Origin of the sequence: Oceanibaculum indicum P24, from assembly GCF_000299935.1 — a bacterium.
GTDB lineage: Bacteria > Pseudomonadota > Alphaproteobacteria > Oceanibaculales > Oceanibaculaceae > Oceanibaculum > Oceanibaculum indicum.
Window position 1 is genome coordinate 143996 of sequence record NZ_AMRL01000001.1, and the last position, 14293, is coordinate 158288.

15 protein-coding genes are annotated in these 14293 nt (G+C 65.0%); 11 read left to right on the forward strand and 4 right to left on the reverse strand.

The window, feature by feature from the left end:
* Positions 1-214 precede the first annotated feature (214 nt).
* Positions 215-667, forward strand: coding sequence for a DoxX family protein (locus P24_RS00665; protein WP_008942752.1), 453 nt, complete (start codon positions 215-217; stop codon positions 665-667).
* Between the two features lie 61 nt (positions 668-728).
* Here the strand turns inward: P24_RS00665 and P24_RS00670 are convergent, their stop codons facing one another.
* On the reverse strand, positions 729-2264 hold the full coding sequence (locus P24_RS00670) for an alkaline phosphatase family protein (RefSeq protein WP_008942753.1): 1536 nt from the start codon (positions 2262-2264) through the stop codon (positions 729-731).
* Between the two features lie 159 nt (positions 2265-2423).
* Here P24_RS00670 and P24_RS00675 point away from each other — a divergent pair, with 159 nt between their 5' ends.
* The 4 genes from P24_RS00675 (at position 2424) to P24_RS00690 (ending at position 4816) form a co-directional block, all read left to right on the forward strand.
* Positions 2424-2816 carry a DUF6152 family protein gene (locus tag P24_RS00675; RefSeq protein ID WP_008942754.1) on the forward strand — a complete coding sequence of 131 codons (393 nt, stop codon included), beginning with the start codon at positions 2424-2426 and terminating at the stop codon, positions 2814-2816.
* Positions 2816-3313, forward strand: coding sequence for a hypothetical protein (locus P24_RS00680; RefSeq protein ID WP_008942755.1), 498 nt, complete (start codon positions 2816-2818; stop codon positions 3311-3313). Before P24_RS00675 ends, P24_RS00680 begins: the two co-directional genes overlap by 1 nt.
* An 87-nt stretch (positions 3314-3400) precedes the next feature.
* Positions 3401-3784: a hypothetical protein gene (locus tag P24_RS00685; RefSeq protein WP_008942756.1), complete on the forward strand. Its 384-nt coding sequence runs from the start codon at positions 3401-3403 to the stop codon at positions 3782-3784.
* Positions 3785-3802: 18 nt separating this feature from the next.
* Complete coding sequence (locus tag P24_RS00690; protein ID WP_008942757.1) at positions 3803-4816, forward strand: calcium/sodium antiporter; 1014 nt, start codon at positions 3803-3805, stop codon at positions 4814-4816.
* Here the strand turns inward: P24_RS00690 and P24_RS19960 are convergent.
* On the reverse strand, positions 4803-5843 hold the full coding sequence (locus tag P24_RS19960) for a PAS domain-containing protein (RefSeq protein ID WP_008942758.1): 1041 nt from the start codon (positions 5841-5843) through the stop codon (positions 4803-4805). The genes P24_RS00690 and P24_RS19960 overlap by 14 nt on opposite strands.
* A 159-nt stretch (positions 5844-6002) precedes the next feature.
* Between P24_RS19960 and P24_RS00700 the strand changes: the two genes are divergently transcribed.
* Entirely contained in the window at positions 6003-6911 is a 909-nt protein-coding gene (locus tag P24_RS00700; RefSeq protein ID WP_008942759.1) for a PhzF family phenazine biosynthesis protein, read from the forward strand.
* A 4-nt stretch (positions 6912-6915) separates the two neighbouring features.
* On the opposite strand, the gene P24_RS00705 is transcribed toward P24_RS00700, so the two are convergent.
* A complete protein-coding gene (locus tag P24_RS00705; protein WP_008942760.1) occupies positions 6916-7404 on the reverse strand; it encodes a MaoC family dehydratase in 489 nt (162 codons plus the stop codon).
* Positions 7401-8612, reverse strand: coding sequence for a CaiB/BaiF CoA transferase family protein (locus P24_RS00710; RefSeq protein ID WP_008942761.1), 1212 nt, complete (start codon positions 8610-8612; stop codon positions 7401-7403). The genes P24_RS00705 and P24_RS00710 overlap by 4 nt, the downstream gene beginning before the upstream one ends.
* A gap of 247 nt (positions 8613-8859) precedes the next feature.
* Between P24_RS00710 and P24_RS00715 the strand changes: the two genes are divergently transcribed.
* The 5 genes from P24_RS00715 to P24_RS00735 all read left to right on the forward strand — a co-directional run bounded on the left by P24_RS00715 (position 8860) and on the right by P24_RS00735 (position 14293).
* Positions 8860-10386, forward strand: coding sequence for an ABC transporter substrate-binding protein (locus P24_RS00715; protein WP_008942762.1), 1527 nt, complete (start codon positions 8860-8862; stop codon positions 10384-10386).
* An 88-nt stretch (positions 10387-10474) separates the two neighbouring features.
* Entirely contained in the window at positions 10475-11392 is a 918-nt protein-coding gene (locus P24_RS00720) for an ABC transporter permease (RefSeq protein WP_008942763.1), read from the forward strand.
* Between the two features lie 3 nt (positions 11393-11395).
* Positions 11396-12295: an ABC transporter permease gene (locus P24_RS00725; RefSeq protein ID WP_008942764.1), complete on the forward strand. Its 900-nt coding sequence runs from the start codon at positions 11396-11398 to the stop codon at positions 12293-12295.
* Positions 12296-12299: 4 nt separating this feature from the next.
* Positions 12300-13301 carry an ABC transporter ATP-binding protein gene (locus P24_RS00730; RefSeq protein WP_008942765.1) on the forward strand — a complete coding sequence of 334 codons (1002 nt, stop codon included), beginning with the start codon at positions 12300-12302 and terminating at the stop codon, positions 13299-13301.
* Positions 13301-14293: an ABC transporter ATP-binding protein gene (locus P24_RS00735; RefSeq protein WP_008942766.1), complete on the forward strand. Its 993-nt coding sequence runs from the start codon at positions 13301-13303 to the stop codon at positions 14291-14293. The genes P24_RS00730 and P24_RS00735 overlap by 1 nt, the downstream gene beginning before the upstream one ends.

A 14293-nucleotide genomic window follows, 5' to 3' on the forward strand; every position in this document is an offset into this window, starting at 1 on the left:
GCTTGACCCGAGGGTCCAGACAGGCGGCGCCGTTCGCTGGATGGTCGGATCAAGTCCGACCATGACGATGGAGGTGCATACATCCAAATGTCTCCATTTCGGCGACAATATGTTTCGACAAAGCCGGATTGTGCACACAAATGGAAAGCGTATTTTCATCCCCAACGGCGGCCGGACGTTCCGGCCAGGCCATTCAGTTTCGGAGGGATGAGAGATGAACACCGCAACGATCAATACCCAACCCAGCGCCCAGAACGTTGCCTATGCGGCGCTGGTGACCCGGCTGTCGCTGGGCGTGATGTACTTGGCCCATGGCCTGCTGAAGGTTCTGGTCTTCACCCCGGCCGGCACGGTGGGGTTCTTCGAATCGCTCGGCCTGCCGGGCGTCTTCGCCTATTTGACAATCCTGGCGGAGGTTGGCGGCGGGCTGCTGCTGATCGCTGGCATCGGCACGCGGCTGGTCGCGGCGGCGCTGATCCCGGCGCTACTGGGCGCGCTGTTCCTGGTGCATGCTGACAAGGGCTGGCTGTTCTCCGCCCCCGGCGGCGGCTGGGAATATCCGGCCTTCCTGATCGCGACATCGGTGGTGGCGGTCCTGCTGGGCAACGGCGCCTATGCGCTGGCCGACCGGCTGCCGGTGCTGCGGGACCTGAAGCTGGCCTCGTAACCTTCGGACAGCAACCGATTGGCAAGGGCGGCCCCTAACCGGGCCGCCCTTTGCTTTTGCGCTACCGCCCCCGCACCACCCCGCCGGGGCCGAGCATGAGGTTGGCGAGCGCGCCATATTCATGCTCCATGCGCCAGGACAGCAGGCGCTGGGCGCACTCCAGCATCACGCCGGCATGGGCCGGATCGGTTGCCAGGTTCCGCGTCTCCTGCGGGTCGCGGTCCATGTCGAACAGCAGCGGCGGCAGCGCGGTGAAATGCACGTATTTCCAGCGTTCCCCGCGCATCGCCATCAGCGTGCAGTGATCGGCCTTCAGCCCCAGCGGCTTTTGCAGCAGCGGCAGTCTTGCATCGCGGAAATCGAACAGGAAGCAGGCAGCGTCGCGCCAGTCAGCCGGGGCCGGTCGTCCTTCCAGAAAGCCGGTCAGGGGCCGCCCGTCGCACTGGTCCGGCACGTCGAGGCCCAGCGCGTCCAGAATGGTCGGCATCACATCGACCGATTCGGTGAAGTCCGTCACCTGCCGGCCACCATCGGCACCCGGCGAGCGAACGATCAGCGGGATATGGAAGGCGGCATCGAACCAACCCTGCTTGCCGAGCAGGAAATGGTCGCCCAGCATCTCGCCATGGTCGCTGGTGAGGATGACCAGCGTGTCCTCCCACAGGCCTTCGCGCTTCAGGAAGCCGAACAGCCGGCCCAGATTGTCGTCCACCTCGCTCAGCAGCGCGTAATAGGTGGCGCGGAGCTGGCGCATGTCGCGCTCGCTCATATCGGCGGCCAGTCCCTCACCATGCTGGAAGAAAGCGGATTGCGGGATCGCCTCCAGCATCGCCTTCAGCAGCGGATGCTGCGCCTTCTCTGCCTCAATGTCGCCACGCAGCGGCGCCGGCACATCATCCGGGTCGTACATCGCATTATAGGGTTCCGGCGCGATGAAGGGCGGGTGCGGGCGCAGGTAGGAGAGATGCACGAAGAAGGACTGCTCTCCCTGCATCGACAGATGCTCGATGACGCGGTCGGTCAGCCAGTGCGTCTCGCTGTCCTCCGCCCTGAAGCGTGCGGGCGCATAGGTCGGGCCCTTGTCGGGCGTGACCGCCGCCGGGTCGGGCCGGTAGATCTCGTGGCCCGGCCCCGGCACGACGTAGCCCTTCGCCTTCAGGCTGGCGAGCCAGGGCTTCGCATCCTCCGGCAGCCGCACGCCGACGGTGAAGCCGGGCAGCACGCCCTCATAGGTCTCCAGCCTGGGATCGCCGGGCGGCAGCTCGCGCGGATCGGCGGAACTGTCGGTATAGCCGAACAGCACCGGATCATAGCCGGCCTTGCGCGCCTCCAGCGCTACGTTCGTGAAGCGCGCATCCAGCGGCGTACCGTTGCGGATCGAGCGGTGATTGTGCGGGTAGAGTCCGGCCAGCAGGCTGGCGCGCGACGGGCCGCAGGGCGAGGCATTGGCGTAATGCCGGCGGAAGAAGGTGCCCTCCGCCGCCAGCGCATCGATATTGGGCGTACGCACCAGCGGATGCCCCGCCGCACCCAGCGTGTCGCCGCGCCACTGGTCAGCGGTGATCAGCAAGATGTGGAGCGGCCTGCGTGCAGTCATGGTTTTCCCCTTTTGCGGCTGCCCATCATCGCCGAAGCGCCGCCGCCGTCCAGCGGATTTCGATGACGGTTCCACGACAGTTTCCAACACCCCTTGTCCTGCCCAAAATTCGTCGCACTTAGACTTTTAAGATCAGTAAAACAGACAGGAGGGAGAGACATGAAACCGGAGCCCATCGCCCTGCGTCCCCTGGCCCGCCGGCTCATGCTGATGCTGGCGCTGGCGGCCCTCGCCGCCTTTGCCCTGCACCAGCACGCCAATGCGCATCATGGCTGGAGCAGCTACGATTCCTCCAAGCTCGTCACGCTGACCGGCGCCGTCGCCGAATCCAACTACGGCAACCCGCATGGCACCCTGACCATGACGGCCGAGGGCAAGAGCTGGCTGGTGATCCTGGCGCCGCCGCACCGCATGGACAGCCGCGGCCTGTCGCCTGAGATGATCACCCCCGGCAAGGAAGTCACCGTCGAGGGATATGTGAACCGCCAGGACCCGCAGGAACTGCGCGCCGAGCGCATCATGGCCGGGGGCAAGACGGTCGAACTGCGCTGATGCCGCCCGCCGCCGCAGGCCCTGCCATCCTGCACTGGCTGCAGGATGGCGCCATCGGCCGCGCCATGCGGGAGAGCCTGTGGCTGTTCCCGGCAGTGGAGATCGTCCATATCCTGGGCTTCGCCCTGCTGATCGGCACCATTATCGCGCTGGATTTACGCATCCTGGGCTGGGGAAAGATGCTCCTGCCCGTGGACAGGCTGGCCGCGCTGACCCTGCCTTTGTCCATCGCCGGCTTTGTGCTGGCGCTGCCCAGCGGCCTAATGCTGCTGACGACAGAGGCCGTGCATGTCGGCCAGAATCCTGCCTTCCTCGCGAAGATGGGGCTAATCCTGCTGGCCGGGCTGAACGCACTGCTGCTGCACCGGGGCGCCTGGCGCACTGTTGCCGTCTGGCCACCGGATGCGCCGCCCCAGGCTGCGAAAGGGGCGGCCATCGCCTCGCTGGCGCTCTGGCTCTGCGTGCTGACCGCTGGCCGCATGATCGCCTATCTGTAAGCCGGAACCGAACCGGATTCTCTTCGGTATTCCAGCGCTTTCGGTTATACTTATACGATAGGTGAACACCGGCTCGGGAGAGATCGGATGCCGAAGATCACGCGGGTCAATATCGGAGAAAAGGTTGATCACCTGATGTCGCGCGACATGCTGGACAAGGAAGCCCGCCTGAAACTGATGCGCTTCATGGAAGGCATCGAGATGTCGGTGTTCGCGGCCAACCGCGAGGTCATCCACAAGAAGGTGCAGAACCTCAACCAGCAGAATTTCCTGCGGCTGGCGACACGGGTGGCGGAATTGCGCGCCGATTACCTGGCCAAGGCGCTGACCTTTGCCGGTGGTGCCGGCCGGCCAAACCCTTCGGAAATCCAGGAACTGCGCCAGGCCCGCGAGGCCTATGAGGAGCTGATGCGCGCTTTCGAGGCGATGGAGCGCGCCATCGAGCGCGGCTATACCGACATCGCCCAGTAAGATTTCCCCGAGGCAGAAATGTTCGATACCTGGCTGCCGCTTCTGGGTGGCTTGATCCTACTTGTGGCGGGCGGCGACCTGCTGGTCCGCGGGGCTGTTCAGGTCGCCGGCAATCTTGGCGTCTCCCCGCTGGTGATCGGCCTCACGCTGGTCGGATTCGGGACATCGACGCCGGAACTTGTCACCTCCGTACAGGCGGCCCTGATCGGGTCGCCCGGCATCGCCTACGGCAACATCGTCGGCTCGAACATCGCCAACATCCTGCTGATCGTCGGCGCATCCGCTGTCCTGTTTCCGATTGTCGTCACCTCCGCCGCGCTGAAACGCGATGCGATGGTGATGGTCGCCGTAGCGTTGGGATTTGCCGCGCTGGCCGCTGTGATGCCGCTCGGCCGGGTCGTCGGCGTGGCCTTCATTGCCGCGCTCATGGCCTATGTCTACACCGCTTTCCGGCAGGAACGCCGGGCAACGGCCGCCGGAAACGGGGCAGGTCACGGAGAAGGCCATGGCGCGGTGTACGACAAGAGCGAAGCGTTGCAGCAGGCTGACCCCGGCACGGTACCGGCCGGCAATGCCGGGTTAGGCCGGCAGCTTTTCCTGCCGCTGGCGATTGCTCTCGCCGGCCTCGTCCTGGTCGTCCTGGGGGGTAATTTCCTGGTCAGCGGCGCGGTCACGCTCGCCCAGTCCTGGGGAATATCCGACACGGTGATCGGACTGACCATCGTTGCCGTGGGCACGTCGCTGCCGGAATTCGTGACGTCTGTTCTTGCCGCGATCCGGCGCCAGGGCGATGTCGCCTTCGGCAACATCGTCGGATCGAACATCTACAATATTCTGGGCATTGGCGGCGCAACGGCGCTGATCGCCCCCGGAACCGTGCCGGCAGAGATCGTCAGCTTCGACAATCTGGTGATGATCGCCGTCTCTTTGCTGCTGGTGCTGTTCGCCTGGTCAGGCCTGCGGATCGCGCGCTGGGAAGGTGCGGTTCTCGCCGCCGGCTATGCGGCCTATGTCTACGCTATCTGGCCTTGAAGCGCTTATCGCGGAATTCCGCGAAGATCAGGATGCGGTTAACAGTCTCCCCGTCATCCGACAGCGGCAGCAATATCTCCTGGAACATCTGCATCTTCGGATTCTCGCCGGCATAGGATGACCGGCCAAAGCGCGGCAGCTTGCCATAGACGACCGACGCCAGCGTATCGAAGATCATGTTGCCGGGCTTCTTCTCGTCGAATTCCCGGAAGCTGCGCCCCTTCAGCCCCTTGCGCACGAAGGTGCCGACATGCTCGCCGATCAGCCGGTAGCGGAAGTCCAGCGGGTCTGGCTCCACTTCCAGCACCAGCGCATGCGGCAGCAGCTTCGGGATATCGACCGCATCGATATCGGCAAAGCGCGGCATGCGGCGGTCGCCGCGAATACGGTCCCAGTAGGCGAATCCCTCATCCAGGATGCTTGAGGTGAAGCGCGGCAGGTTCATCGGCGCATTGAGCGCGGACAGGCTGGAATCGCAGACCGCCACCGGCTCGACATGATCGTACTTTGCCACGGTCAGCACATATTCGACCTGCCCGTCCTCACTGCACAGCGGTAGCACAAGGGCCTCGTAGCTGGTGACGGTGACATCGTCCCATTTAGCGGTGTTGCGGATGCGGTAGGGCAGCTTGCGCTCCACACAGAAGCGCATGCGGCGGCAGGTCTCCTCGGCCCCCTTCACCTCGTCCAGATAACGACCGCGCAGTTCGATACCGATGCTCTGGGTCACCAGCTCGCCGATGGTGCGTACCTTCAGGCGGATATCTTCTCCGCGCTCGACCTGAAGCAGGTATATCCAGGGCAGCAGGCGGCGCGGCAATGTCGTGAAATCGAGATCGATGTAATGCGCATCGCCATTGGGACGGCGCAAGCGCTTCCAATATTCGAACAACACCTTCAGGTCCGGGTCGGCGGCAGTCGCCGGATCGGCGATCACCATGCCCTCATCCTGCAGCGAATCATAAACGCACAGCATCGTGTCCGACTCCGTCGAACCAAGATTGCCCGGTATGTATTTCATGGTCATGCGAACCCGTTCGGCTGTCCGAATAGCAGTATCGCTGCGACTCGCTAACATTGCGTTAAACTGTCGCATTTGGAGAAAATGTAGCGGTGACAAGCTGTTGCTTGAGATTCCTCCGCTGCGCACCTAGCCTCCTGCCGAAACGCAACCGGGAGACCCGCCATGGTCGCACAGCGCCGCTACACCATCCTCGATGTCTTCGCCAACCGCCCGCTGGCCGGCAATCCGCTGGCCGTGGTGCTGGATGCCGATGGGCTGGACGACAGGGAAATGCAGGCGATCGCCCGGGAATTCAACCTGTCGGAGACGGTGTTCGTGCTGCCCCCGGCGGACAGCCGCCACCGCGCCGCCGTCCGCATCTTCACGCCGGGACGGGAACTGCCCTTCGCCGGCCATCCGACGGTCGGCACGGCGGTGCTGCTGGCGCTGCTGGACAAGGCGAAGGGCGCCAGCGCGGAAGCCTTCGGGCTGGAAGAGAAGATCGGCATAGTGCCCTGCGTCGCCGAGCCGAAGGGCGAACGGCAGGGCCGTGCGCGCTTCCGCCTGCCCCGCCTGCCGCAGAGCTGGGGTGAGGGTGTGAGCGTGGAGAAGGCCGCCCGCGCGCTGGGGCTCCAGCCTTCAGAGATCGGATTCGGCCAGCATGTGCCCAGCCGGATGTCGGCGGGCGTCAGGTTCGACATGGTGCCGGTCGCCACGCTGGATGCCATCGGGCGGGCACGGCCCGGTGCCGCCTTCGAGGAGGCATTCGGCGACAGCGACCACCCCGCCGTCTACCTCTACACCGCCGAGACGGTGGAGGCCGGCTCGCGCTTCCATGCCCGCATGTTCGCGCCGGGGCTCGGCGTGGCGGAAGACCCGGCCACCGGCTCCGCCGCCGCCTCCTTCGCTGGCGCCCTGATGCAGTTCGAGAAGCCGGGCGACGGCACGCACGATATCGTCATCGAGCAGGGCTACGAGATGGGCCGGCCTAGCCTGATCGACCTGCAGCTGGTCGTCGAAACGGGTGCGCTGGTCTCGGCGGAGATCGGCGGCGATGCGGTGATCGTCGCCGAGGGCACGCTGTACGCCTGAGCCCTTATGTGGCGGGCTGGCGCTTGCGGACGAGGTAGCGGTGCTGGCCGTCCAGCACCAGCTCCCGGCGCTGGTTGTGGATGGTGGAGCGCATGGCGATGACGCCGGTGGTGCGTTGCGGCGTCAATTCGGCGATCTCCAGCGCCGGATAGAGCGTGTCGCCCAGGAACACCGGCTTCAGGAAGCGCGAGGAATGGTCCAGGAAGGCGATCAGCGACTGCGACACCTCATGCGGAAAGCGCCCTGCCCCCGCCGCCGTGAAGCACACCACCTGCAGCCCGTGCGCCAGCATGCCGGGCAGCCCATGCGCACGGCAATATTCCACATCGTAATGGATCGGGTGATTGTCGCCGGACACGATCTGGAAGGCGGCGAAGTTGGATTCCGTGACCGTGCGGCTGGGCAGGCAATAACGCTCGCCCACACGGAAATCCTCGAACCAGCGCAGCTCCGTCACCTGATGCGCGGCGGGATCGAACTCCGTATCGGTCATGCCGGTTCCCCTTCCCTGGTCATCGTGCCGACATGTCCAGCCTCGGCGAGCGCCACAATGGCGGCCTCGTCATAGCCCAGCTCGCGCAATATCTCCGCCGTGTGCTGGCCCAGCAGCGGCGGCGTGCGGCTGGCCTTGCGCGCCTCTCCCTCGAAGCGTACCGGATAGCCGATGGTGCGGATCGGCCCCAGCACCGGATGCTCGCTGTCCGCCAGCAGGCCGCGCGCCGACAGCTGCGGGTGCTCCAGCGCCTGATCCAGCGTGTGGATCGGCGCGCAGGGAAGCCCGGCCTCCGACAGGACGGCCAGCCAGTGCGCGGCGGGCTGCGCCCTCACCTTCTCCTGCACCAGCGCCACGGTGCGGTCGAAATTGCGCACCCGCGCCGCGTTCGTCGCAAAGTCGGGATGATCGGCCTGTTCCTCCAGCCCCAGCAACGCGCAGAGCCGCCGCCACTGCGCATCATTACCGACGCCGACCATCAGCGCCCCGTCAGACGCCTCGAATGCCTGATAGGGGGCAAGCGAGGGATGGCCGGTGCCCATGCGCTCCGGCAGCTTTCCTGAGCGCCAGTAATTCTGCGCCAGATACCCCATCAGCCCCATCGCGCTGTCGAGCAGGGAGACTTCCAGATACACGCCCTTGCCGGTGCGCTGCCGCTCCAGCAGAGCGGCCAGAACGCCGCTCAGCGCGTGCATACCGGTGGCCTGGTCGACCGGGGAGAAGCTGGCCCGCGCATAGGGCCCGTCCGGGTCGCCCATGGTCGAGATCATGCCGGAGAAGGCCTGAAGCATGACGTCATAGCCTGGCGTCTTGCCCATCGGCCCGTCACGGCCATAGCCGGAAATCTCGCAATAGATCAGCCGCGGGTTGATCGCCGACAGCGTTTCGTAATCGACACCCAGCTTCGCCGCCGTGCCGCCGCCAAAGCCCTGCAGCACGACATCGGCGCGCTGTGCCAGGTCATGGACGATCTTCCGCCCCTCATCGCTTTTCAGGTCGAGGGCGATGCTGCGCTTGTTGTGGTTGAAGGCGAGGAACAGCGCCGACTGGCCCTTTTCCTGAGGCGACCAGCCACGCGTATCGTCGCCGCTGCCGACTGGCTCCACCTTCACCACTTCAGCCCCCAGATCGCCCAGATACTGGCCGCACAGCGGCCCGGCGATCACCTTGCTGAGGTCGAGTATCCTGATCCCTGCGAGCGGTTTCATCCCTGTCCTTTTCTTTATCGTTATCGCCGGTTCCGGCATGCGTGCGCGACACTCTGCCATGCCCGACCGGTGAGGAAAATGAGCCAATATGTACTGGCGTTCCCCCGCCGTGCCGACTAGGCTGCGTTCCTGGCTTGTCGCAGAAGATTACAACTTCAGCATCCGCCGCACATTAATAAGAAGGCCTAAGCCTCTTATAAGTAAAGATATTTCACGACCACGGAACAATCAGGAGGTCCGTTTAACAATGAGACGGTTTGCTCGCACGAAGCTTTGGGCGCTGGCCGGCACGGCCGCCATTGCGCTCTGCCTGGCGGCACCGTCGGCCCAGGCAGGTAAGGCCGACGACACCCTCAACATCGCCTGGGATGTCGAGGTGCCGAATGTGAACATGTATTTCGATACCTCGCGTAACGGCGTCATCATCGCCCATCACGTCTGGGACGGGCTGGTCTGGCGCGACCCGGCCTCCGGCGAGTTCAAGCCGCTGATCGCCTCCTCCTGGAACATCGTGGACGACAAGACCATCGAGGTCGAAATCCGCAAGGGCGTGAAGTTCCACAATGGCGCGACGCTGACCGCCGACGATGTGGTCTATACCTATAATTACCTGGCCCGGCCCGATAACGGCATCCTGAACCGCAACTACACCAGCTGGATCGAAAAGGCCGAGAAGGTTGGCGACAACAAGGTCCGGATCACGGCCAAGAGCACCAACCCGCTGATCCTGCTCTACATGGTCGAGATCGGCATCTATCCGCAGAAGTACTATGAGGAAGTCGGGCCTGAGGGCATGGGCCTGAAGCCGGTCGGCACCGGCCCGTACAAGATCACCTCGGTCGATCCGGGCAAGCGCCTGGAGTTCGAGGCCTTCGCGGATTATTACGACAGCCCGAAGGGCAAGGCGAAGATCAAGAAGATCGTGCAGCGCACGATCCCGGAGATGAACACCCAGGTGGTCGAGCTGGCCAGCGGGCGTCTCGACTGGATCTGGCGTGTGGCGCAGGACCAGGCCGACCGTCTGGAGAAGACCGGCCGCGTGCAGGTCATCAACGCCAACACGATGCGCGTCGGCTACCTGCACCTGAACGCCGTCGGCGGGCCGGAAGATTCGCCGCTGCGCAAGCTGAAGGTGCGCCAGGCGATCAACCACGCCATCAATCTGGAAGGCATCGTGAAGAACCTGGTGCGCGGCTCGTCCCAGGTCATCCACTCGGCCTGCTATCCGGAGCAGTTCGGCTGCACCGACGATGTGCAGAAGTACCCGTACGATCCGGCCAAGGCGAAGCAGCTGCTGGCCGAGGCCGGCTATCCGAACGGCTTCACCACCGCCTTCTACGCCTATCGTGACCGGGCGCAGAACGAGGCGATGATGTCCGACCTCGCCGCCGTCGGCATCAAGGCGGAGCTGCGCTATGGCCAGTACGCCGCGACCCGCGACGCGCTGCGCAAGGGTGAAGTGCCGATCGCCAGCCTGACCTGGGGCTCCAACTCGATCCCCGATGTGGACGCCATCCTGCCGGTGTTCTTCGGCGGCCTGCCGGACGACATGTCCAAGGACGAGGAAGTGCAGGGCTGGCTGCAGGCTGCGCGCTCCACGCTGGACCAGGAGAAGCGCAAGGAGCTGTACAAGAAGGCCTTGCAGAAGATCGCCGCCCAAGCCTACTGGGTGCCGACCTGGACCTACACCACGAACTACGCGATCTCGAACGACCTCGACTTCAAGCCGACGGCCGATGAAATCCCGCGGTTCTGGACGGCTTCCTGGAAGTAACCGGCGGCTATCCGCTATAGACTAAGTTCCGGGCGGCATGCCGGTCATGCCGCCCGGATCGATTTCAGATAGGGCATTACCCCGGCACATGCTGATTTACACCGCAAAAAGGCTGATCGTGGCGCTGCTTGTGGCACTGACGATCTCCCTCATTAGCTTCGGACTGCTGTTCCTGTCCGGCGACCCGGCGACGACCATTGCCGGCGAGAGCGCCGACGACGCCGCGATCCAGGCAATCCGCGTGCAGTACGGTTTCGACCGGCCCATCCACGAACAGTATTTCGCCTGGGTCGGGCGCGCGCTGCAGGGCGATTTCGGCACCAGCTTCTATTTCAAGGTGCCGGTGACCCACCTCATCTTCGAGCGGCTGCCGGTGACGCTGGGGCTGGGGCTGTCGGCCATCCTGTTCGCCATCATCCTGTCGATCCCGCTGGGCGTGCTGGCCGCGCGCTATCCCAACAGCATGATCGACCGGCTGGCGCTCACCATGTCAGTGATGGGTCAGGCGCTGCCCAGCTTCTGGTTCGCGCTGCTGCTGATCATGGTGTTCTCCTTCATGTACCCGCTGCTGCCGCCCTCTGGCTCGGAAAGCTGGGTGCATTTCATCATGCCGACCATCGTGCTGGGCTATTACGCCACGCCGGCGATCATGCGCCTGACGCGCACCGGCATGCTGGAAGTGCTGGGCGCGGACTATATCCGTACCGCCCGCGCCAAGGGTCTGAAGCCGCGCACCGTGCTGTTCAAGCATGCGCTGCGCAATGCGATCATCCCGGTGGTCAGCCTGTCCGCCGTGCAGCTGGGCTTCATGCTGGGCGGCTCCATCGTGGTGGAGACCATCTTCGCCCTGCATGGCACCGGCTACCTCGCCTGGGAATCGATCCGCCGCTACGACCTGCCGACGGTGCAGGCGATCCTGCTGGTGTTCTCCCTCATCTATATCGTGCTGACGTTCCTGGCTGACCTGCTGAACGCCTGGCTCGACCCCCGTATCCGCGTAGGCTGACCGATGGCAGCAATCACCATTCCCGCCGCCGAGGACATTGTCGGCCCCACCCCGGGTCAGCGGCTGCGCAAGCGTATCCTCGGCCATCGCGGCGTTATGATCGGCGCCGTCATCCTGGGCTTCATCCTGCTGGTGGCGCTGCTGGCCCCGCTGCTGGCGCCGCACGATCCCTACGCGCAGAGTCTTGGCAACCGGCTGGTGCCGCCGGTCTGGACCGATGCCGGCAGCTGGGAACATCCGCTGGGCACCGACGGGCTGGGCCGCGACTATCTCTCCCGCCTCATGTACGGCGCGCAGATCTCGCTGTTCATCGGCTTCGCCACGGCGCTGATCTCCGGAATCATCGGCACGGTGATGGGCGTCGCCGCCGGCTATTTCGGCGGACGCGTCGATCTGGTCGTCACCTTCCTGATCACCTGCCGGCTGTCGATGCCGGTCATCCTGGTGTCGCTGGCCGTGGTCGCCATGCTCGGCAATTCGCTGACCATCGTGGTCACCGTACTGGGCGTGCTGCTGTGGGACCGCTATGCGGTGGTCATGCGCAGCGCCACCATGCAGGTGCGCTCGCTGGATTATGTCGCCGCCGCCTCGGCAGCCGGCTGTTCGACCTGGCGCATCCTGGTCTCGGAAATCCTGCCCAATGTGATGAACCCGCTGATCGTGGTGGCGACGCTGGAAGTCGCCCACGCCGTGCTGCTGGAAGCCGCGCTCAGCTTCCTCGGCCTTGGCGTTCAGCCGCCCCTGCCCTCCTGGGGTCTGATGATCTCGGAAGGCAAGGATTACCTGCTGTTCGAGGCCTGGCTCATCACCATTCCCGGCGTCTGCCTGTTCGCGCTGCTGCTGGCCATCAACCTGCTGGGTGATGGTGTGCGCGACGTGACCGCCCCCGAAAACCGGAGCTGACCCGATGGCCGCTCTTCTCGAAGTCGAGAACCTCCGCGTCGATATCCCGCTGGCCGCCGGCACGCTGCATGCCGTGCGCGGCATCAGCTTCCAGGTGGAACGCGGCGAGACTCTGTGCATCGTCGGCGAATCCGGCTGCGGCAAGTCGCTGACCTCGCTGTCGATCATGGATCTGCTGCCGCCCAAGGCGATCCGCAGCGCCGACAAGCTGGCCTTCGACGGCATCGACCTGTCGCGCGTCGGCCAGTCGCAAATGTCGGACATCCGGGGCGACCGGATGGCGATGATCTTCCAGGAGCCGATGACCAGCCTGAACCCGGCCTACACCATCGGCAACCAGCTGGAGGAGGCGCTGCTGCGCCACCGCAAGGTCTCCCGCAAGGAGGCGCGGGACCGCGCCATCCACCTGCTGGAGAAGGTCGGCATCACCGCGGCGGCCAGCCGGCTAGGCCAATATCCGCACCAGCTGTCCGGCGGGTTGCGCCAGCGTGTGATGATCGCCATGGCGCTGATGTGCGGGCCGGAGCTGATCCTGGCGGACGAGCCGACCACGGCGCTGGACGTCACCATCCAGGCGCAGATTCTGCACCTGATGATCGAACTCCAGAAGGAGTTCGGCATGGGCATGATCCTGATCACCCACGATCTTGGCATCGTCGCCCGCGTCGCCGACAAGGTCGCGGTCATGTATGCCGGCCAGATCGTCGAGAGCGGCACGGTGAACGAGGTGTTCGAGAACCCGATGCATCCCTATACGCAAGGGCTGCTGCGCTGCATTCCAGTGCCCGGCAAGACCCAGCGCGGCGCGCATCTGGGATCGATCCCCGGCATCGTGCCGTCGCTGATCGGCGACATCCAGGGCTGCGCCTTCCGCAACCGCTGCGGCTATGCCTTCGAGGATTGCACCCGCGTGGACGTTCCCCTGACCGAGATCGCGCCCGGGCGCGGCTATCGCTGCCTGCTGAGCGCCGAGCAATGCATAGAGAACGCGAAGGAGGTCGCGTGATGACCGCCACCACGACTTCGGCCATACCTCCCGTCCTGGAAACCCGTGACCTGCACTGCACCTTCCAGGTGCGCCAGGGCATGTTCAAGCCGAAGAAGCCGCTGCATGCGGTGAATGGCGTCTCGCTGAAGGTGAACAAGGGCGATGTGCTGGGGCTGGTCGGCGAATCCGGCTGCGGCAAGTCCACCTTCGCGCGCATCCTGCTGGGCCTGCAGGCGCCGACCTCCGGCGATGTGCGGATCGACGGGCAGGCAACCACCGCCTTCACCCGCAAGCAGATCGCGCGGCGCATCCAGCCGATCTTCCAGGACCCCTATTCCTCGCTGAACCCGCGCAAGACCATCGGCACTATCATCACCCTGCCGCTCAGCGTGCATGGCGTCGGCGATCCGTCGGAATGGCGCGGCAAGGTCGAGCGCATGATGGATCTGTGCGGCCTGCCGAAGCGGGTCTATGACAGCTACCCCAACCAGCTGTCGGGCGGCCAGCGCCAGCGCGTCGCCATCGCCCGCGCGCTGGTCATGCAGCCCGAAGTGGTGATCTGCGACGAGCCGACCTCGGCGCTCGACGTCTCTGTGCAGTCGCAGATCCTGAACCTGCTGCAGGATCTGCGCGGCGAGCTGGGGCTGACCTATGTGCTGATCAGCCACAATCTGGCGGTGGTGGAGCATATGGCGACCTCGGTCGCGGTCATGTATCTGGGCCGCATCGTGGAGCAGTCGGATACCGACACGCTGTTCCGCGCGCCCAAGCATCCCTATACCGAGGCGCTGCTGGCCTCCGTGCTGACGCCGGAGCCGGGCAAGGGCGTGCCGGACGCACAGCTGGGCGCGACCTTCCCCAACCCGATCAACCCGCCGTCCGGCTGCACCTTCCATACGCGCTGCCCGAAGGTGATGGATGTCTGCCGGCAGGTCGCCCCGCGGCCGCTGTCGGTGGACGGCAGCAGCGTCGAGTGCCATCTTCACGACGCACAGCGCAACGCCGCCTGA